We start from the raw sequence: 20,355 nt of genomic DNA, 5'->3' as shown, positions 1-20,355 counted from the left end.
AAACCTTATGAGAAAATTTTTAATCCTATGCGCAGTGTTTCTGTCGGCTCATCTGCGAATGCTTGGGCAAGAAGCATCAATTGAAGTCACCGGAACGATAACTGAAGCACAAACGGGTGTTCCTATTCCCGGTGCTAATATTTTAGAAAAAGGAACATCAAACGGTGTCACGACCGATTTTGACGGGAACTACACCATACAGGTTCCTGTAAATGCGGTTTTAGAGGTGAGTTATATTGGTTTTAAATCCATGCAAATCCCGGTCAACGGCCAAATCCGGCATAACGTTATTTTAAACTATGAGGCTTCTGCCTTGGAAGAAGTAGTCGTAGTGGGTTATGGTACACAACGTAAAAAAGATTTAACAGGGTCAGTTTCTGTGGTTAAAACAGATGATTTTAAACAACAGCCTATTACTCGTGTTGACGAAATATTACAAGGGCGAGCTTCCGGTGTACAGGTCACCCAAGCCGGCGGTGCTCCAGGAGGAGAATCACGCGTACGTATTCGCGGGGCTAATTCTGTTCTGGGAAATAATGATCCGCTATACGTTATTGATGGTTATGTGGGAGCAGATTTTAATATGGTAAACCCAAGTGATATTGAATCCCTACAGGTGTTAAAAGATGCTGCATCTACCTCGGTCTACGGAAGTAGAGGAGCCAACGGTGTGGTGATCATCACCACCAAAGATGGCACCAAAGGAGCTATAAAGGTTACTTATCAGGGGAACTTCTCTGTATCTGAAGTGATCAAACAATGGGATGTACTCGATGCATATGACTTTGCAACAGTGGTCAATGAGCGTTCTGATGCCCTGGGGATTTCCCCGGTATTTACGACAGACGAAATTGCCGGCTTTAGGGCTAATGGAGGTACTGATTGGCAGGACGTGATCTTCAGAACCGCCTGGGGAAAAGAACATAAGATCAATGTTTCCGGAGGTGGAGATAAAACCTCCTATATGGTGTCCGGTAACTATATGGAAAAAGACGGGATTCTTGAAAATTCCGATTTTAAACGTTACGGGATCCGGTCCAACATTAATTCAGAAGTAAATGATAACTTAACCATTGGAGTTAATATCACAGGGACACGTTTAGAGAACCACAATACCGGATTACTAAGAGGAGCAGGAAATCCGGTGGTACAAGCCCTGGCTTGGGCTCCAACCACTCCGGTATATAATGAAAATGGAGGCTATATTCTTTCAGATCCCGTAGGATCTTTTACCTATAGCCCTGCTGCCCTACTCTATGAAAGAGCTAATGACAATCAAAGAAACATTATCAATATCATCGGTAATATCAATTACAAATTACCTGTAGAAGGACTGTCCTTAGATTTAAAATACGCGGTCAATTATGTCAATGCGCAAGGGCAAAGCTTTGTCGGCAATGCAGTGAGTCAAAACAATCCAAGCGCACACCGTTCTTCCAGTGAGCAAATCATATTACAAGGAACCAATGCACTTAATTACAGCAGAACCTTTAATGATGTACATAAAATAAACGCTGTAGCAGTATTTGAGACGCAACAGTTCACAAACAATAGCTTTTCTTCCACCGGAAATACCTTACTTTTCCCTTCATTAGGCTATTATAACCTTCCGTTAGCCGAGTCCTACGCTGTTGGATCAGGTTATACCAAATGGAGTTTATTATCGTATTTAGGACGATTTAATTATACCTATAAAGACAGGTTGCTTTTATCTGCAGCCGTACGTAGAGACGGATCTTCAAAGTTCGCTGAAAACAACAGATTCAGCACCTTCCCTTCTGTAGCAGTGGGATACGTTCTTTCTGAGGAGGATTTTATACAAAACTTAAATGTATTCGATCATTTAAAATTAAGAGCGAGTTGGGGTAAAACGGGGAGTCAAGCCATTAATCCTTACGCAACTTTAAATGCTTATAATAACAATACGCCTATGGCTTTTAACAGTGGTGGCGTTACCAGCGGTATTCAAATCGGAAACCCGGGGAATCCTAATTTGAAATGGGAAACAACTTCCCAAATCGATATCGGATTGGAAATGCAGTTCTTCAACAGAAGGCTGTCCTTGGAAGTGGATTACTTCCAAAAAAGCACAGAGGATTTACTTTTAAACCAGGCTCTTCCTTCTTATGTAGGTGGTGGTATTCAGACCAAAAATGTAGGAGAAATAGAGAACAAAGGTTTTGAATTTGCTTTGATCGCTGATGTTATTGATTCAGAATCTTTTAACTGGTCAAGTCATTTGAACATCTCCACAGTGAAAAATGAAGTGGTAAGTTTAGGTGGCATTGCTCCTAGAATTCCTCAAGGAACACATGTGGGCGGAGGATTATCCACAACCAATGAGTTTATGTTAATGCCCGGGGAGTCATTAGCCTCCTACTGGGGACTTAATTATCTGGGAACCTGGAAACCCGGTGAAGAAGCCGAAGCCAACCGATACAATGCAGTACCCGGAGATTCCAGATATAAAGATCTTAATGATGACGGAACCATTACTACGGATGATTTTCAGATTATCGGAAAAGGAATCCCTACCACAACGGCCGGATGGAATAATACCTTTACTTATAATAACCTGAGTTTAAATGTATTTTTCCAAGGAGTATTTGGTATCGATAAATTGAACTACACCCGCGGTGCAGCCATGACAGGAAGCGGTGATGCACGACAGTTTATTTTATCTAACATTAAAGACCGGTACATCCCGGGTGAAAATGAAACATCTGATATTCCAGCCTTTAGCTCATCCAATGTGATGTACACACAATCCAGCCGATTCATAGAGAAGGGTGATTACATTCGTTTAAAGAACGTTAGCTTGGCGTATGAGTTTCCGAAATCTGTATTTGAAAATACACAATTACAATTATCATTAAGTGCAACAAACTTGTTCACCATTACGGATTATTCCGGTATCGATCCGGAATCAAGCAACATTGGTTCAGGTACGGATACTGCTCAAGGTATCGATTATGGAGCTTATCCAAATTCAAAAACCTATACCATCGGTCTAAACTTAACTTTTTAATTAAAACATCATGAAAACGTTTAAACTATTATATATAGCATCTTTCGCAATGCTACTTCTCGGATGTTCCGATTATCTTGAAGAAGAATCTAAGGGTGCATTAGTAGGTGCTTCGGCGCTCACCAGTGTAGAGGGATTGGAAGCAGCTCTAACCGGAACTTACAAAGGACTGGCCACCACCTGGGGTACCGGTTTTTTACACTCCACATCCATAGCCGCTACAATGGGCGGTGATGATGTCACAACCCACAAGGCCAGTAATAAAGCAAGTTTTAGAGAGTTCGATCAATTTAATGTGTCAGAAACCAATCAGAGAACACAGGCATTATACACAGGATGTTATAAAGCCATTCAAGGGGCAAATAACATTATTGAAAATTATGATCGTACTGAAGGTGACCAACAGATCATCGATGCCATTGTCGGAGAAGCTTATTTCTTACGAGCACTCTCTTACTTTTGGCTGGTGCGATTGTACGGTGAGATTCCATTGGTTACACAGGCGGTATATTCCGAGGATCTTTTAACCATTGAAAAATCCACCCCGGAAGAAATTTATGCCCTAATAGAGTCAGATTTAGCTATAGCCGAGGAAAAAGTTCCAAATACAAAACGAGATCCGGGCCGTCCTAACAAAGGAACGGTTAAGGCCTACCTTGCCAGTGTGTATTTAACCCAGGCCGGTTGGCCTTTAAAACAAACGGATAAATATGCCCTTGCGGCAGCTAAAGCCAAAGAGGTTATAGACAATAAAGCCATTTATGGTTTTGAACTGCTTTCAAACTTGGAGGACGTTTTCGAAAACGACCCGACAAAGAATGGTACCAATGAAACCGTATTTCAACTTTCTACCTTTAGAGGGAATGGTACAACGACCAATGGTAACTATGGATCGGCAGCAATGCCCGGTGAAGAATCAGGATGGGATGATTTTTTCGCTGAATTGGATTTCTTTAACAACTTCCCTGAAGGCATAAGAAAAGAAGTTACCTTCCGAACTGAATTTATCACTGCTGACGGTGAAGTTATTCCTTGGCAAGAAAGCCAAACAGAACATCCCTACTACGAGAAATATTACATTAAAGGAGATGAAAGAACCTGGAGCTCTTCTGTACCGGAGTCCATGATGCGTTATGCTCACGTACTAACTATTTATGCAGAAGCACAGGCACGTGCTACAGCTAGTCCTGATGCTTTAGCTTATGAGAGTATCAATGCCATTCGACTTAGAGCAGGATTAGAACCGTTAAGCGGATTGTCAGGTGATGAATTTGCTGATGCCGTAGTTCAGGAAAGAGCTTGGGAATTTGCTGCAGAAAGAACGCGTTGGTTTGATTTAATTCGATTGGAAATGGTTGAAGAAGTGAATACCAATAAAAATCCGGATGACTTACAGCCTTTAGGTACAATCACCAAGGAGGAATATACCTTCCCGTTACCTTTCTCAGAGACCTCTATGAATGAGAATCTCTAATAATGTTATAGGTCAGATGATCCGTTTAATACCCGGAAAATTACGGCATTGGTATAAATAATTGACCGTTAACCCCGGTGTTGGCAACCTACTTATGTAGTAGAGAACCTTTTGAATTAGATAGCTTTCAAAAGTGTCCCATTTCTCTACATGGCCAGCATCGGGGTTTCTTATTGAAATTACTTATTCGTTTGTACTGGAAAATGCGTTAGTTCACTACCCTATCAAAATCATCAAAAAACTCTTTTTCGGTCTTAAGGTCTTTTAAATGGATATAATCTAGTATTCCGGTTCCTTTAAACAATTGTTCGATGCCTACAATATTTCCATTGGTTCCTTTATAAGCATCGGAGAATACCAATTCTTCGTTAATAAAAACCTGAACCTTTTGGTCTTTTATGATCATGCGAAGAATGTTCCATTGTTCGGAATCAAAGGTTAAAGAGGAAAGGTCTTCATCTACGCCATTTAACACCAACTCACCTACCTTTATCCCTGAATAACTTGAGCATCCCTTTTCCATAAGTTTGATCTCCGTGAAATCATTTTCACAAAATAAGGACAGGAAAAAGTCATAACAGGTGATTCCTCCGATATCTTTTGAGTTTTTGAATCTCACCTTCATTTCAAAGTTATCTCCGTCAATTTCAAAGTTTTTAAAAAGGCGGTGATTCACATAATAGACAGAGTTAATGTCCAGTCCTTCCTTAGCTAAACTCTCCAGTGTATAGTACAGGTACCCCTTTTCTCTTGGCACTCTAATCTGGTTATTTAACCATGAAATTTGATTGTTTTCCGGGTAGTAATAACTAAACCAATCCTTGGAGGTTGCCAGTACATTTTCGGTGGCCAGCTGCTGCCCTAGACCGGTCAATGTAATTTTGTAATAACCGGGGATTTGATAGGTATAATTAAATAAAGAGCGTTGCTTATCCAGGTTCTTTATCTCCGGACCGGTTATGGGATGATTAAAATTAAAATCAAGCCAGACACTATCAGTTTTTAAATTCTTAATATTATAGTTTACAGCAACCGTATAAGGTACCGTGCCGATGGTATCCGTGGTATTAAAAAAGATAGAATCCTTCAGATCGTTTTCGTTAATATCGCTCATGGCATGAGTCCCTTGTGTGAGAGGTAATATAGAAATTATGCCCACCAAAATAACAAGACCGATTACGACTGTTTTTCGCTTCCATTTAGGAGTAGGTATTTCTTCTGCTTCGGAATGGAACTTTTCATTATAATCAATAGTCAAAGCTAGCCAATCCTTAAAACCGATAAACTTGGCTAAGGCATCTTTTGTCGCTCGTTGAGGATTGTAGTGTTCTTTGTATTTGATTTTACCAAAGAGCCTTTTAAGTGTGTGCGGACTAATAGAAATCTCAGTCTCTTGGTAGATGAGTTCTGATAAGGTTAAAAAATCAGCTTCTTTCCAGGATTGAGATTTACCCCAGTCTAATTTCAGTTCGATCTGATTTAAACAATATTGTAAGCGTTTTTGACCTTTCATGGGGGTATTCAAAAATTATGCAAAACTTTGAACAGGTTTTGAATAGTTTATATTCAAGTAGTTCTGAAAATTAGTTAATATTTTCATAAAGGTAAAAATTTTGATAACACAGAAGGCCTTTTTGACTCAAATCTTTATGTATGACATAAAAATGATCGGTTATTAACCATTAACCTTAAAGAAATAATACACCGGCTTAATTAAAACAAAGCATTAACCTTAAAAACCAAAACAAAATGAAAAACAAATTGATGATCTTATCTTCTATCATCCTTATGCTTGGATGTGATGAATTAGAAAAAGAAAATTTTGCTCAGTCAGCATTAGAACCTGAAGCTGTAATTACTGTCTTAAATGTATCCGATGATTTCCAATTGGTATGGGAAGATGAGTTTGAGGGGTCTACCTTAGACACTACCAAATGGAGCAGAGTCCCGGTAGGTCCTCCTGATTGGAAAAACTATATGACCACTGACGACCAGGTCTTTGATATTTCAGGTGGTCACCTGTATCTAAAAGGAATCGTTAATCCTGATACTCAAGCCGATCCAAGGCCTTATTTAACAGGTGGGGTTTGGACTCGAGATAAATTCAATTTCACCTATGGAAAGGTGGAAGTACGTGCTAAAATGGATTCGGCCCAGGGGTGTTGGCCGGCCATTTGGCTGCTCGGAAGCACTAATGAGTATGGCGGTTGGCCTGATTTTGGGGAAATCGATATCATGGAGCATTTAAATTTTGATAACTTTATCTACTCTACTGTACATAGTAATATTAAAAGTTCGCCAAGCAGTAAAACTGCTTCTGTGAATCCGGGTGAATTTAACACCTATGGTGTTGAGTGGTATCCAAACAGAATTGTTTTTACCATTAATGGAGCCACAACATTTACCTATTATAAAGAACAAGGTGCTGATTGGCGTCAATGGCCTTATGACAGAGATTTTCATCTTATACTGTCTCAGCAACTTGGAGGTGCCTGGGTTGGTAATGTTGATGCAAGCCATTTACCTGTGGAGTACGTCATTGATTATGTAAGGTATTACGAGTACATTGAACCTGAAACTCCACCATTGGGATCGAATCAGTACATAAAAATCCAAATGCATGGTAGTACCTCAAATTCATGGGATCACTTGACCGAAGTAACCTTAATACATGATGGAACTGAATTTGTACTTCCTGCAGGTCATGATGCTCCTGCCGTATTAGGAGATGGCGAAGGTGTGGATGGTGCTAGTACCGGGTTCTATGGATTAGATTCCAGCGGATTACTGGTAATTAATCTGGGAGAAGGTTATGATTTTGACGCTGTAAAGTTAGGTGCTCATAATGGAGGTGGTCGTATTTATGAAGGCGTAGAAGTATCCCTTTCAGGAGATGGTAACAACTACAATACACCTGTAATAAAAGATGTACAGGGTTCAAATACCTTTGGTTTTACCAAAAACAGATTTGTGAAAATTCAGATGAATGGCAATACCGTTAATAACTGGAGTCATTTAACTGAGGTTACGCTTATTAATGAAGGAGGTGAATTTCCCCTACCTACCGGACATGATGCTCCTTCCATACTTGGGGACGGCGTAGGTATTAACGGATCTAGTTCTGGTTACTATGGATTAGACTCAAGTGGATTACTTGTCATTGATCTTGGGCAAGAGGTTAGTTTTACGGCCGTTAAATTAGGTGTATTTAATGGAGATAATCGAACCTATGTGGATGTGGAAGTTTCTCTTTCAAAAGATGGAATCACTTATGGGAATGTAGAAACCCATGACATACAAGGGGCTCAGGTTTTCTTCTGAGGTTATTGCCCAATAAGGTATTAGATAAGGAGTAAAAAAGTGAGTTGGGAGATAGGGATTGTCTCATTAAGAGACACTATCCCGAAGTGTGTAAACTAAAAACACCCTCGGGACATCCATTAATTGCAGGTTCTATTTAAATTCCAAAACCATTGAAGTTTTCAGTAAAAATGCGAAAAGTAATTAGTTCTTTTAAAATTGAATTTATAGTTTATATTTGTCCTCTTAAACCTTAATCAATTTACTATGTTTAAAAAATTTTTTTTTTTCGCAACCCTACTAGCTAGTATGGCTACTTTTGGCCAAGAGGTAAGTTTTGGAGCCCAAGCGGGGTATTTGAATATGAATGCCAAAGCTACTTATGATGGAGCTTCAGTTTCAGAAGGTAATTCTGGATTCTATGTAGGTGCTTTAGCTGATTTTACATTATCAGAAAGCTTCCATGTGCAACCTTCCCTAAATTATGGAAATGTTGATGATACGGGCTTCCTAATCATTCCAGTGATGGCGCAATATCATATTCAAAATTCTGGATTTTATTTACAAGCTGGACCTCAAGCAACTTATGCACTTGAAGATACTCCTGATGAAATTAATGGCTTTGGTCTGGATTTAGCTTTGGGTGCAGGATATCAAATTAATGATAACTTTTTCGTGGAGGCAAAATATGCTTTTGAAATTACCAATAGGTTATCAGGAGATGCTGGAAACGATGTAAAGTACCGCATCAACACACTAAGTGTTGGGTTGGGTTATAAATTCTAATTCCCCAAATACGAATTACTTTAAAAAGGAGGCGCTAGCTTCCTTTTTTTATGCCCTACTGTTTTGCACGCCTCTCCTAACTAAGGCCTAGCAACCCTTATAAATACTGTGTTTTATTTTAAATTGGGTGTCCCACGCGTATTTCAGATGCCTTTTTCTATTTTTATTGATATGCTTGTGAGCGGAAAAAGTAATTTGCAGTTCTGATATATCGAATTATTTGAATTTAAGCACTTCTTAATAATGTTCCTATTTTATTTAAAAGCCGATTCCTATTCCTGGCGTGTACTAAGCCAAACAACAGTAGCTTCATTATCGTCAATCCCAATCAAAATCATGCTTCTGTGTATATTGATGTTACCAAATTCTGTGTATTCTTATTTACCGAAAACTGTGCAGATTTATTTACCGATCACATATGCAATGGTGTTGTCCATTTTTTCTGGATATTCGTTCTTACCGACTACATTCTTCCCACTTTGTTGTTTACTCACCTTTATCTGCACAGATATACACTCTGTCATTTCCATTACATGAGAAATCACACCCACCTTTCGACCTTGATTGTGTAATCGCTCTAGGGTATCCATGCCAATGTTTAATGTTTCATGATCTAATGAGCCAAAAACCTTCATCAATGCATAAAGGTTCTACTTTCATACGGGTTGAAGATAAAGAGTCTAAGCTTAAAGCAAGTGCCAATGAAACCAAGAACGATTCTCCACCAGAAAGTGAATACACCGTGCGCACCTCATCGCCCATGTCTTGTTCTAGAACCTGAAAACAGACCTAAGGAGCTTGGAATTCGTTGAAGGATATATCATTTACTCCAGACTTGTCCGAGTGAGTTCGGTCTTTGTATTTTGACGACAAAGCTCATTATTATGGAGATATTTAATTATAATCTGGATTTTCAATGCATTTCACCACATCAACAGCAAGTCTATCTCTTAATACAAAAACCCAAACAACCAAAGCGGCAATTTAGTTATAGGATACTCTACATCATCTGACACCACAAAAGCATTTTTTATGTCGTTTATTTGTTTGTTGGTTTTGTCTTTGCCTCCAACTTCAAAAGTATACATGTCGTCAACTAAAAAATCTCCTTGCTTAGGATATGAAACTTTATGCCAAACTGCAACTTGGGAAATAAAATAGGTTTCCCGTAAATTTCCCTTATTCGGATCAGCTGTCGAAAATGCAAAGGCAAGATTTGGGTTGTCTAAATAAACCTTTTCCGGTTTTTGAAGTGTAGCTAAACTTATTCCCGAGGCATACAATAGTCGTATTAATTGTGCTTGCTCTAAAAAATGAAGATACGTTACTACCGAATTTCTATGAATATCACTTTTTGTAGCGATATTGGTAATATTGGGCTGAAAGGGCACATTGGCAGCAACAACATTCAACAATTGTAACATCTTTTTTGCATTACGAATGTCAAAACCTTTAAGCTCTGCCATATCATATTCCACAATTAAGCGCACCAATTGTTGCAAACGTGTAGAATAGCCTTGTTTATCTTCCATTGAAAATGGATAGTAGCCGTATTGCAAATAATCTTGAAAATGAGCTAATGGTTTAAATTCAGATGGAAACATTTTTGTCCATTTACGATCTACAGATAGTATTTCTTCTAAAGAAATAGGTTCAAAATCATGCAAATCATTAAATCCTAAATATTCACGGTATGAAAGCCCCGGCAAGGTGTACATCAACATTCTCCTACTTAAATCGCCTTCTTCTCTAGAAATATCGATTATGGACGATCCTGTGAATACAATTTTAAGGTCTGGATAGAAGTCGTATAAGTTTTTTATATGTATCGACCAATTTTCGTATTTATGCACTTCGTCTAAAAAAAGAAATTCCCCTCCTTTTTTAAAGAATTCTTCGGCTGTTTCCACCAATGAATGTGTCGTAAAATAAAAATCATCTAAAGACCAATAGGTGCCTTGTGTTGGCGATAACTGCAACGCCTTTAGCTTTTGTAACAAAAGGGTGGTTTTACCTGTGCCCCTTGCGCCTTTAATGCCTATTAATCTGTTATTCCAATTAATTTCATAATATAGATAGCGCTTTTTTTTGGTGCTTACCCGCTTTACTAATGTTGATGACTTTTCTAATAGACCCTCCATAATGCACTTTTATATATGCAATTTAGTGTATTTTTTGCACATTACACTATGCATATAGATATATGTCGTAAATTATTTAGTTAGACTTTAGGCATTTCAAAACTTATTGTAAATCAAAGTATTACGAGTAAATATATCTATATTTCATCTAATTCTCGTCTAAAACCCTATCTACTTAGCTAAACTCTTTATTGCAAAATACATCCAAAAGTTGCAATAGTAAGATTAGCTGGCAAACCAAGGGCGTGTAAATAAACTTCTATGTTAATAGCTTTATTGTCTGAATCTTTTAAGGCAATTTTTTCTTCAATCTTTCTCTTGCTCTTACACGAAAATCAATGAACTCTTAAAGGGGAGCACTCATTTTTCCTTTTGTTTGTCATGTACTTCCTTTATAACTCTGTCCTTACTAGCAGTATTACACCTCTATAATTTCTTTTAATGTTAATATGAATTTTTGCATTTTGAAAGATTAATAAATGACAAATGCTATCCATTAAATCCGTGAATCACCTGTTCCTGTTGACACCTAGTTGGAGATTTGTCGTAAAATCGAGTACAGTTTTAAATAGGTTTCTTGAAATATTTTACAGCCCTCCAATTCTATTTCTAAAGAAAGAACTAAAACTTAAACAATTGGTATAAGTCTACTTCTAACGAATTCGCTATTTCAAGTAAAGTATAAACAGTTGAATTTACTTTGCCATTCTCAATCTTCTCAATAGCTTGTCTGTCCTTACCACATGCACGAGCCAGATCAGACTGACTCCAGCCTTTTTTCTTACGCAGCTCTATAATATTTTCTCCGACCTTCTTTTTTAATTGATCCTTTGTCATATAACAAATGTCATTCTATTCTATGACAAAATTGTCATAGAAAAAATTGACACTGTGAGTTTTTTTCTTATATTCGTCATATTATTGTATGACAGTAAATTTTTAAAAATCAATCAAAATGAATAACGAGCAGATAAAACAGTTAATTGAAGGTCGTGAGCCCATAGCCATTGTACGTTATTTTGAAAGGCCTGTATTTGTACACGATTACACCAATGTTAAATATATCATACTTAAGATTAACCGGAATAAGGATGGTATCAATGAAATAAAGATTCCCGACGGGCTGGTTTCTTTTCTAAGGTCAAAACTTAAAAACTTCGAAGAAGTAATCCGTAAAACCTATAAGAAAAGGAGCTTTAAAAAATATATAAACCCATTTTTTTATTATTATTGTATAATCTTTCAAAGTGGCGCAATTTGACGAAGAACCCATAACTCCGAAATAGCGATGCAAACGGGGAGGATATACGATTATCGAATTTTGCATTGCTTGCCAATGCCTTGGGATTGTCGATTGAGTTAAAACCTGAATAAGTGCGAAGCACAATTGGCTCTCAATCTTAAAACGTGCTGTACTGCTTATTCTGCCGAAAACGAGCTTTGGCATCAAACACTCCGGATAATACGGCTACTTAGAATACTCTTCTTTTTCAAAAGCAGCGGAACAATAATAGAAAAGAAAACAATACCGTTAAAACGTACCAACATCGACTCAAATATAAGAGCAATGAATAAAGCTAAAAATACTGCAAACTCATTGGAACTACGCCTCATATAAAAAGCCAGCCAGGTAAAGACAAATAAAAGAATAAATATACCGACAACCCCTGTTTCAAGCCAAGTTTGTAAAAACTGATTATGGGCGTTATAACGGTGCTTTATATGATTTTGATACTCTACCCCCAGCTCTTCATATTTAGCCACAAGAACATCTTTAGCATCCCCTATTCCGTATCCTAACAAAGGAGCTTCTTCTATAGCCATTATAGCTGCCTTCCAAGTCAGCCAACGATCATGTTCAGATATGGGGAGATCCTGAGTATTTAACGCTGTATCATTAGTCCTGCTTCTATTATGAAAGAAATGAGGATTCTTCACAAAAACAATGGTTCCCAGCAAAAACAAACAAACCAGTAAGTAGCGCTTAGATTTATCCTTAACTTTCCATATAAGCAATATACCCATTACAAACAGCGTATAATAAGCAGCCTCATTAGCTAAAAGAAACAAGTAGGCAAACAATATCAACACACAAAACAATCGCCAAACGGTATTCAATTCCTTTTTAAGATAGTAACTCAGCACCAGTAGTATATACAATGAAACATAACTGGGACTAACCACATTAGAGAACTGATCGTTCATAAACAACCTCCAGGACATTGTAACATACTCCCACAAAGATGTGGTCTCTACTTGTACGGTTGTGAATACATCATAAAGGACTGTAGAGAGGTTCATAAAGAAGGAGCATACCAATCCATAAAGCAAAAAGTCAAAAAGCTTGCGAACTGAACTTGCATCCTCCTTCACAAACAGAAATATAATTGGAAATAACAACAATGATAAGGATCTGACTATAAGATCAACCCCGTCAGAAAGATTATCGGTATAGAACAGGCTAATAAGTAAAACCAGAAAGTACAGAGGAAATACCAGAAGTACCTTATTTTCCATTAATATAGTCCGTTCTACTGTAGATTTAAACATATTGATACAACCAAAAACAATGGCAAGCACAAAGAAAGGTGTTGGGTAGTGAATATCAATAGGCAACAAAAAAAAAGCAATGTAAAGGCTATTCCAAAAAACACGCTGAACAAGCGTACTATTTTCATCGCTGTAGAATAAGCTTTTGATATGTTTTATTGTTTTATCCAACCACCCATATATATTTACAAAATGTATATCTATTATTTCATAAGGCTTTAGTAGGCCTTATCTTCACCCTGGAAGACATTGAGAACGGTTTGGATAATAATCTTAATATCCAAAGCCATGGTCCAGTTCTCCAGGTAAAAGATATCAAATTTTACACGGTTAACGATATCAATATCCGTTTCGATTTCACCACGATAACCACGTACTTGAGCAAGCCCGGTGATACCTGGCTTGACAAAATGACGCACCATATACTTATTTACCTTTTTCGCATAAACCTCTGTGTGCAATACCATGTGAGGCCGAGGCCCTACTACAGACATATGCCCCCAGAATACATTAAAAAATTGAGGTAATTCGTCAATACTGGTTTTTCTGATGAAAGCTCCCATTTTAGTGATTCTCATATCCCCTTTAGTGGCCATTTGTTTATCAGAATCCTTATTGACTGCCATGGAACGAAACTTTAAACAGGCAAACTCTTCTGAGTTTATTCCATTACGGTATTGTTTAAAGAATATAGGCCCTTTGGACTCTATTCGTATTAACAAACCAATTAATGGGGTCAACCAAGAAAGTACTAATACAATCACAAGACCAGAAAAGATGATATCAAAAGTTCTTTTCAAGTAATAGTTAATGGAGTTCTCCAAGGGGATATCCCTCATGGAAAGGATTGGAATGTAATCGTAATACTCATACTTCAAACGCTTGGTAAAAATGTTCTTATTATCCGGAATAAACTTAACAACTTTTAAATTATTATCGGCGAATGCGATAATCTCCTCCAGTTGGCTGTTTTTTAATTCAGCTACGGAACAATAGATTTCATCTATATTATTTTCAATAATGTAATTAAAACATTGCTGTAAAGAAAACCCATAGCCCCCCACATCAAACTTACGCTTAAAATCGTATCCAAATTCCATACGTTCCTTAAACACCCCTATAAGCTGATTGGTTTTCTTATTATCTCCAATAACAACTGTAGTTCTTCGATTGCCTTCTAACGACTCCCGATACTGCAACAATAAAAAATACAGTAATATCTTAAAGAAAGAAACCAGCAATAAACAAAGTAGAAAATACTCAGCTAACAATAACCGGCTAATCATGGTTTCTTTAAAAAACCCAATAAAAGCATACAATAGGAAAAAGAATACAGTAAACTGTTTAAACAACAAGGTTAAAATAAGCGGCAATTTTGCATACCGCTGTACATCATAGAAGCTGTTACGAATAGAAATCACCACCCAACCTAAAGTCAAATAACTAAAAAACAGAATCGGGTTATATAACTTTATTGGCAGGTAATAGGCCAACAATAATATAATCCCTAAATCAATGGTGTAAGAAATGGGTTTTAAAAGTTTTGAATAGCCGCCTTTTTCAGTTTTGAACATTAACTATTGAAATTTTATTCTTCAAATATAGTTAAGCTAATTTAAATTTTTCCCGAAGGACTAAAAGAATAAATTTTGTATTTCCTACAAGATAGCGTTTCCACATACGTCTGGGTTCTTGCGCAAAGCGGTAAAACCACTCTAAACCTGCCTTTTGCATCCAGACAGGCGCTCGTTTGACAATACCAGCTACTACATCAAAACTACCACCAACTCCCATAATGAAATTGACTTTATTAAGTAATTCTTTGTTTTCATATAGGAAATTCTCTTTAGTTGGTGAACTTATGGCAACGAAAAGAATATTTGCACCACTATCAGATATTTGTTTGGCGATTTCCTTCTCTTCATTTTTATCAAAATATCCATTTCGATAACCAGCAATAATGTCAGGGGAATACTGATTAGAATATTTCTCTACAACCGTCTTTACTACCGCTTCTTTAGCACCAAAAAAGAATATCTTATAGTTTTTCTTATAAGCTAATTCTACCAAATTAACCATTAGATCTATTCCGGCGACACGCTCCTTTAATGGTTTTCCCAGGAATCTTGATGCCCAGACTACAGCTTGACCGTCAGCATTAATCAAATCACTTTCATTAACACTATGACGTAATTTCAAATCATTTTGCAAAGCTATGATCTTACCAGCATTTACAACGACATGATGTAGCTGTCCATTGTCTTCAATTGTCACTTCTACTCTAATAAGAGTCTCCTGCATAGATAGATTATCTATATTGGAGTTTAAAATATGAATTCTATTCATTCTCAAATTCTAAGAAATAATAACTATATGCATAAAACATCCACGCTTGAGCCCAACGAATATATGGTATTTTGGATGTTACAATTTTTTTCTTTTGGTAATAAAAATAACCCTTCGATGACTGCATATTCGCAATAGTCCAATTTATAACCCTGTCAACTAGCTCTCTATTCTCTCTTAGCTTATTCATTTTACTTAAGGTTACCACTAATTGAGCAGGAGCATGAATATCAATTGGAAACATTCTATTATTGTAATACTTTGATATCCCATCTTTTGTAAAAAATGTGTTTAAATAATAGTCCAATCCCTTATCAATATATTCTTGAAATGATTTATCTCCTGACAATTCTTGATACTTATGAATACATTCTAAATTATACCCTGTATGAAAATTATCTATCCATTGATGAAAAGACAAGGTGCCATATGACCAGGATCCGTCTTTTGATTGCCTTTTACAAACATAAGAAACCACTTTACGAGATGCTTGCAACAAATTGTCTTCTTTTGTATATTCATATACCATTGATAACAATTTCGCGCCAAGCAAACCCGCATTATATACTTGTGTGCTATCCAGAGGGGAGTAAGAAAAGGTAAAATCATTTTCAGTATCATAGGTCCTCTTTAAATCTTTTAACACAAATTGTGAAGAACTAATAGCCGTCTTCAATAAGTCATCCCTCTTAGTTATTTCATATGCCTTTAACAATGATTCAACAATAAAGGACGTTGCAACAACTGTAGGGGTATACTTGGGTTGATAAAAAGCTCTCGCTTGCCAATCGAAGTTATAACCCCAGCATGCACCGGAGTAACCATTACTCTTTAAATCTAAAATTTTGGATGATAAAAAATTAATCTTTTGTAGATATTCTTCTTTGGGCTCAGTGTTATAAAGATTACAATATCCCGTTAAAAACAACCCTAACCCTTTAGGGTTATACTCTTTTTTAATTCCAAAAAAATTTCTGAAATTAATAGGATTACGTTTAAACAATTGTATCCAAGCTAATCTAAAAAAATTCGATTTACCTAATGGGGTTTTTTGAATTATCCAGCTGTTCAGTCCATCATACGGATCCCAACCACTGTAATTCTCAGAAGAACAAAAATCAGATAATTTCTGAAAACTCCTTTTAAAATTTAACATGTCACTTTCCAAATCCCTTTTCAATTTATTATATAACTTGTGGCAATCCCGTTCGTAAACTATCCTGAATTTTAAAAGTCGTTAAAGTTGTATTATACATTGATTCAAAACTTATGGGACTATCTTTTTCAGTAGTCAAAGCTTCCATAAAAGCTAATACTTCTTGTTTGTGTCCTTTACCTTTCAGTTTCAGCTTTTCGACCTTGTTTGCACTATGAAAAAACCCACCTCTAAAATCATTAATGATACCTACTTTGCCTGCGCAAAACACCTCTATATATTCCTTTGGCAAGGATTTATCTCCATTCGCAACATAAATTAAATTACCGATAGATCCATCATCAAACTTAACAATAACACTAATATTGTCGTCCGTTTTTATTTGAGAGTTTTCTGAATTTATGCAATCTGCATAAACAGAGATAGGTTTCGCATTAGTAAAAAATTGCATTAAATCAATGAAATGACACATTTCACCAACAATTCTTCCACCGCCTATTTCATCCAATTGTGTCCAATGATCTTTTGGAATAAAACCAGCATTAACACGAATGTTTATGACTAACTGCTCATTTGAACCTTTAATGCGATTTTTTATTTCCTGGGCAATAGGTGAAAATCTACGATTAAAACCTACCATAAGTTTTGACGTGCCCTTTTCATAAGCTTTTTTAACCTCTTCTAACTCCTCATAGTTCATAGCTAAAGGTTTCTCGACAAACACGTGTTTCTTACTCTTAACTCCTTCTACAACATACTTTGCATGTGAATTATGTGGTGTTGCAACAAATATTGTGTTTATCTCCGAATTAATAAAAACATCAGATGCATCCGAAGATGCTGTTGTAAAACCAAATTTCTCAGAAACATTTTTTGCAGTAATCCCTTTAGTCGTCACGACTGTATCTACAGAAGCATTTCCTGCTTTAACATTAGGGATTAAATAGCTCTGAGCAAAACTCCCAGCTCCAATAAAACCAACGTTTATTTTTGAAATTGATGAAGTATTAACTTTAAAAAGAGTTTTAAGTTTATTATTGTTATCATCATATTTAAGTAAAATCCCAATATGCGGCTCCTTTACTTTTCCTAATACAATGTCATAGGCTCTTTCGGCTTCTGAGATATCAAAAATTTGTGTGATTAGCGGTTTAATATTAATTGCTTTCTTTGCCAGTAATTGCAAGAAAGCTTCCATGTTTCTCTGTTCCGTCCAGCGTACATAAGCGTAAGGATAATCATTACCTTCTTCCTCATATGAGACATCATAACGCCCAGGACCATACGAACAGGAAAGCTTTAATTCTAGCTCTTTTCTATAAAAATGAGGGTCCCGCGGAACATCCATTTTAACGGCACCTACAACAACCACTTTTCCCTTTTTCTTACTGATTTCAGCCGATAACTCAATGGGGTCATTACTGGGTGCAGCTGCAGTAATAATTACACTATCAAATCCGTAACCTTTTGTGAAATTCTGAATAGAAGACAATAGGTTTGAATCATTTCGAAGCAAAGCTTCCATTGCTCCATTCTCTCTAGACAATTGTACTAACCTTTCCGAAAGGTCAATTCCAAAAACATTACATCCATTTGCATTCAAGATCTGACAGGTTATTTGACCTAATAGCCCTAGCCCTATTACACATATATTTTCTCCCAACGTTGGGTTTGCCTGACGTACTCCTTGCATAGCAATGGCCCCCAATGTAGTAAAACTAGCTTCTTCAAATGAAACACCATCAGGTATTTTAGCAACTAAATTTTGTGGAATGGAAACAACCTCGGCATGTGAAGCATAATCTTGACCAGCACAAGCGACCCTGTCTCCTGGCTTAAAAGCACCTTTGGAATCCATTGAAGCATGTACTACTCCGGATGTGCTATATCCTAATGCTTTAAGTGTATCCAATTTTGTTTTCACCTTATCCAAAGTTGCTTTAATGCCCTCCTTTTTCATATTCTGTAATACCTGAACAACTAAATCTGGGCGCTTTTTGGCTTTTCCAATGATATTGGATTTCCCTACACTAACAGTACTACGTTCCGTTCCTGCACTTATTAATGAATATTTATTTTTAACTAGTACCATCCCATTGGATATCGAAGGCATTGGCACCTCATCTACATATAGTTCTCCCGATTTAAAATTTTGTATTACTTGTTTCATCAGCGGTATGGTTATTTATTTTTTGAATTAAAAAAATATGTTTTCCTCTTTTGGTTTTCGGAATTTCATCTTCGAGTTGCAAAGATATAGTTATTTTATTGTTAACGGAATCAATTAATTTCCTAATAAAGTTATTTTCGTCCAATGAATTATCTGACTGAAGAACTATCTTAATAAGGATATCTCCCATTTTTTCTTGTACTATCTGAAGCTCCTTAATAGAGTTAAATTCATCGAAATGTTGACCAAAGATAAATGCAGTCAAGGAAACTTTAGTTCCGTCAGATAAATAAATATAGTCTTGCTTTCTTCCATAAATATTTTTAAAGCTTGATCCTTTAAAGCCACACTCGCATTCTTTTTTTTCAGAATATTCTGCCTCATCACCAGTGGCATATCGTATCATGGGCATTATTTGATTATCAAAACCGGTTGCTACTATTTCGCCTTTAATGTTTGGTTCAGTTATTATTTCCATATTTTCATTCAATAATTCTGCATAACCGTAAGAAGGATAAATATGTAAATCGCTTGAATACGGACAATTACCTGCATGAATCAGTCTTTCCGAATGACCATACCAATGGGCAACTTTAGCTTTAAAATAATCTTCAATTTGTAATTGATCTGTTAGGTACAAGCCTTCCGAACCTAAGAAAATTGCTTTAATATTTAAATTAGATTGAATATTTGCTTTATCTAAACAACTGATGAAATTTTTCAGTGCAGAAGGATAAGCATGAATAAAACTAGGCTCAAACTTTTTGATCACTTTATAAACTTCAGTAACATTGGTACTATTGATCAAGTAACAAGAAATGGCTAACTTATTTTCGATTACCTGATACTCCCATAACTTATTATCAGCTAAAGGTTCTCCTCTTATCATCAATATCTTGTTTCCGGGCTTATAACCAAATTGTCCCCAATACCAATCAAAATGTGCCTTCTCCTTGGGTCGTGACACCCCTTTCTCTAAATAAAATTCAAATGGTGTCCCACTAGACCCCCCAGTGTTAGCAACCAACCTATTAAAATTCGAAGGATTAACAAACTTGCTTTTATTCTCTCGAATTATATTTTTATTTACAATTGGAAAATCCTCAATTCGAGTAAACATTACTTTTTTATAATAGGGAATATTTTGGTAAGAAAATTTTAGTTGGCTTTTTAATAAATTCTGTTGTATTTCGGAATTGAAATTTTTGAGTCTTTCAACGTATTCGAAATAAAATCGGCCATATTTTATTGAATTTGGTAATAATCTATATAAATATCCTATCCCCAACTTCAAAGGATAGGGTAATTTTTTATATAGGCTCAACATGTTATATAATAAATCTTCCAAAACTGTTATCTAGTAGTTATTTTAAAATGAGTCAATTAAATATAATTTATATAATG

16 protein-coding genes are annotated in these 20,355 nt (G+C 36.3%); 5 read left to right on the top strand and 11 right to left on the bottom strand.

Translation table 11 applies throughout. The annotated features are described in order from the left end of the window. Window positions 1–7: 7 nt before the first annotated feature. Window positions 8–3,028 carry a SusC/RagA family TonB-linked outer membrane protein gene (locus tag ACN0TV_RS01940; RefSeq protein WP_417359574.1) on the top strand — a complete coding sequence of 1,007 codons (3,021 nt, stop codon included), beginning with the start codon at window positions 8–10 and terminating at the stop codon, window positions 3,026–3,028. Window positions 3,029–3,038: 10 nt separating this feature from the next. Beyond that, window positions 3,039–4,502, top strand: a complete 1,464-nt coding sequence (locus tag ACN0TV_RS01935; protein ID WP_417359572.1) for a RagB/SusD family nutrient uptake outer membrane protein — start codon at window positions 3,039–3,041, stop codon at window positions 4,500–4,502. Between the two features lie 208 nt (window positions 4,503–4,710). On the opposite strand, the gene ACN0TV_RS01930 is transcribed toward ACN0TV_RS01935, so the two are convergent. Further along, window positions 4,711–6,015, bottom strand: a complete 1,305-nt coding sequence (locus ACN0TV_RS01930) for a hypothetical protein (RefSeq protein ID WP_417359571.1) — start codon at window positions 6,013–6,015, stop codon at window positions 4,711–4,713. 236 nt (window positions 6,016–6,251) lie between these two features. Between ACN0TV_RS01930 and ACN0TV_RS01925 the strand changes: the two genes are divergently transcribed. Both ACN0TV_RS01925 and ACN0TV_RS01920 read left to right on the top strand, forming a co-directional pair. Next, window positions 6,252–7,823, top strand: coding sequence for a glycoside hydrolase family 16 protein (locus tag ACN0TV_RS01925; RefSeq protein WP_417359569.1), 1,572 nt, complete (start codon window positions 6,252–6,254; stop codon window positions 7,821–7,823). A gap of 246 nt (window positions 7,824–8,069) precedes the next feature. Beyond that, complete coding sequence (locus ACN0TV_RS01920; RefSeq protein WP_417359567.1) at window positions 8,070–8,588, top strand: outer membrane beta-barrel protein; 519 nt, start codon at window positions 8,070–8,072, stop codon at window positions 8,586–8,588. Window positions 8,589–8,989: 401 nt separating this feature from the next. Here ACN0TV_RS01920 and ACN0TV_RS01915 read toward each other — a convergent pair whose 3' ends face one another. The 4 genes from ACN0TV_RS01915 to ACN0TV_RS01900 form a co-directional block, all read right to left on the bottom strand. After that, the gene (locus ACN0TV_RS01915) at window positions 8,990–9,226 is read right to left on the bottom strand and encodes a hypothetical protein (protein ID WP_417359955.1); all 237 of its coding nucleotides are present in this window, start codon (window positions 9,224–9,226) and stop codon (window positions 8,990–8,992) included. Beyond that, window positions 9,195–9,350 carry a hypothetical protein gene (locus tag ACN0TV_RS01910; protein WP_417359565.1) on the bottom strand — a complete coding sequence of 52 codons (156 nt, stop codon included), beginning with the start codon at window positions 9,348–9,350 and terminating at the stop codon, window positions 9,195–9,197. Before ACN0TV_RS01910 ends, ACN0TV_RS01915 begins: the two co-directional genes overlap by 32 nt. A 188-nt stretch (window positions 9,351–9,538) precedes the next feature. Further along, complete coding sequence (locus ACN0TV_RS01905) at window positions 9,539–10,729, bottom strand: ATP-binding protein (protein WP_417359563.1); 1,191 nt, start codon at window positions 10,727–10,729, stop codon at window positions 9,539–9,541. A gap of 621 nt (window positions 10,730–11,350) precedes the next feature. Beyond that, a complete protein-coding gene (locus tag ACN0TV_RS01900) occupies window positions 11,351–11,566 on the bottom strand; it encodes a helix-turn-helix domain-containing protein (protein WP_417359561.1) in 216 nt (71 codons plus the stop codon). 118 nt (window positions 11,567–11,684) lie between these two features. Between ACN0TV_RS01900 and ACN0TV_RS01895 the strand changes: the two genes are divergently transcribed. Next, window positions 11,685–11,990: a hypothetical protein gene (locus tag ACN0TV_RS01895; protein WP_417359559.1), complete on the top strand. Its 306-nt coding sequence runs from the start codon at window positions 11,685–11,687 to the stop codon at window positions 11,988–11,990. A gap of 185 nt (window positions 11,991–12,175) precedes the next feature. On the opposite strand, the gene ACN0TV_RS01890 is transcribed toward ACN0TV_RS01895, so the two are convergent. Genes ACN0TV_RS01890 through ACN0TV_RS01865 form a run of 6 tightly spaced genes read right to left on the bottom strand, consistent with a single transcriptional unit; the run spans window position 12,176 to window position 20,299 of the window. Then, window positions 12,176–13,450 (bottom strand): O-antigen ligase family protein, encoded by a 1,275-nt coding sequence (locus ACN0TV_RS01890; RefSeq protein ID WP_417359557.1) that lies wholly within the window; start codon window positions 13,448–13,450, stop codon window positions 12,176–12,178. 47 nt (window positions 13,451–13,497) lie between these two features. Beyond that, complete coding sequence (locus ACN0TV_RS01885; RefSeq protein WP_417359555.1) at window positions 13,498–14,853, bottom strand: exopolysaccharide biosynthesis polyprenyl glycosylphosphotransferase; 1,356 nt, start codon at window positions 14,851–14,853, stop codon at window positions 13,498–13,500. A 31-nt stretch (window positions 14,854–14,884) separates the two neighbouring features. Next, the gene (locus ACN0TV_RS01880; RefSeq protein ID WP_417359553.1) at window positions 14,885–15,625 is read right to left on the bottom strand and encodes a WecB/TagA/CpsF family glycosyltransferase; all 741 of its coding nucleotides are present in this window, start codon (window positions 15,623–15,625) and stop codon (window positions 14,885–14,887) included. Beyond that, window positions 15,618–16,781, bottom strand: coding sequence for a delta-aminolevulinic acid dehydratase (locus ACN0TV_RS01875; protein ID WP_417359551.1), 1,164 nt, complete (start codon window positions 16,779–16,781; stop codon window positions 15,618–15,620). Before ACN0TV_RS01875 ends, ACN0TV_RS01880 begins: the two co-directional genes overlap by 8 nt. Window positions 16,782–16,809: 28 nt before the next feature. Next, on the bottom strand, window positions 16,810–18,951 hold the full coding sequence (locus tag ACN0TV_RS01870; RefSeq protein ID WP_417359549.1) for a bi-domain-containing oxidoreductase: 2,142 nt from the start codon (window positions 18,949–18,951) through the stop codon (window positions 16,810–16,812). After that, window positions 18,926–20,299 (bottom strand): hypothetical protein, encoded by a 1,374-nt coding sequence (locus ACN0TV_RS01865; RefSeq protein WP_417359547.1) that lies wholly within the window; start codon window positions 20,297–20,299, stop codon window positions 18,926–18,928. Before ACN0TV_RS01865 ends, ACN0TV_RS01870 begins: the two co-directional genes overlap by 26 nt. Window positions 20,300–20,355: the final 56 nt, after the last annotated feature.

Source organism: Galbibacter sp. (assembly GCF_048266365.1).
Lineage (GTDB): Bacteria > Bacteroidota > Bacteroidia > Flavobacteriales > Flavobacteriaceae > Galbibacter.
Note: the sequence above shows the minus strand (reverse complement) of the source record. Positions and strands in the feature narration are given on the sequence as shown.

Bases quoted from the DNA above. Each gene is read 5' to 3' on its own strand.
- ACN0TV_RS01940 (WP_417359574.1), top strand. From the start codon at position 8: ATGAGAAAATTTTTAATCCTATGCGCAGTGTTTCTGTCGGCTCATCTG.
- ACN0TV_RS01935 (WP_417359572.1), top strand. From the start codon at position 3,039: ATGAAAACGTTTAAACTATTATATATAGCATCTTTCGCAATGCTACTT.
- ACN0TV_RS01930 (WP_417359571.1), bottom strand. From the start codon at position 6,015: ATGAAAGGTCAAAAACGCTTACAATATTGTTTAAATCAGATCGAACTG.
- ACN0TV_RS01925 (WP_417359569.1), top strand. From the start codon at position 6,252: ATGAAAAACAAATTGATGATCTTATCTTCTATCATCCTTATGCTTGGA.
- ACN0TV_RS01920 (WP_417359567.1), top strand. From the start codon at position 8,070: ATGTTTAAAAAATTTTTTTTTTTCGCAACCCTACTAGCTAGTATGGCT.
- ACN0TV_RS01910 (WP_417359565.1), bottom strand. From the start codon at position 9,350: ATGGGCGATGAGGTGCGCACGGTGTATTCACTTTCTGGTGGAGAATCG.
- ACN0TV_RS01905 (WP_417359563.1), bottom strand. From the start codon at position 10,729: ATGGAGGGTCTATTAGAAAAGTCATCAACATTAGTAAAGCGGGTAAGC.
- ACN0TV_RS01900 (WP_417359561.1), bottom strand. From the start codon at position 11,566: ATGACAAAGGATCAATTAAAAAAGAAGGTCGGAGAAAATATTATAGAG.
- ACN0TV_RS01895 (WP_417359559.1), top strand. From the start codon at position 11,685: ATGAATAACGAGCAGATAAAACAGTTAATTGAAGGTCGTGAGCCCATA.
- ACN0TV_RS01885 (WP_417359555.1), bottom strand. From the start codon at position 14,853: ATGTTCAAAACTGAAAAAGGCGGCTATTCAAAACTTTTAAAACCCATT.
- ACN0TV_RS01880 (WP_417359553.1), bottom strand. From the start codon at position 15,625: ATGAATAGAATTCATATTTTAAACTCCAATATAGATAATCTATCTATG.
- ACN0TV_RS01875 (WP_417359551.1), bottom strand. From the start codon at position 16,781: ATGTTAAATTTTAAAAGGAGTTTTCAGAAATTATCTGATTTTTGTTCT.
- ACN0TV_RS01870 (WP_417359549.1), bottom strand. From the start codon at position 18,951: ATGAAACAAGTAATACAAAATTTTAAATCGGGAGAACTATATGTAGAT.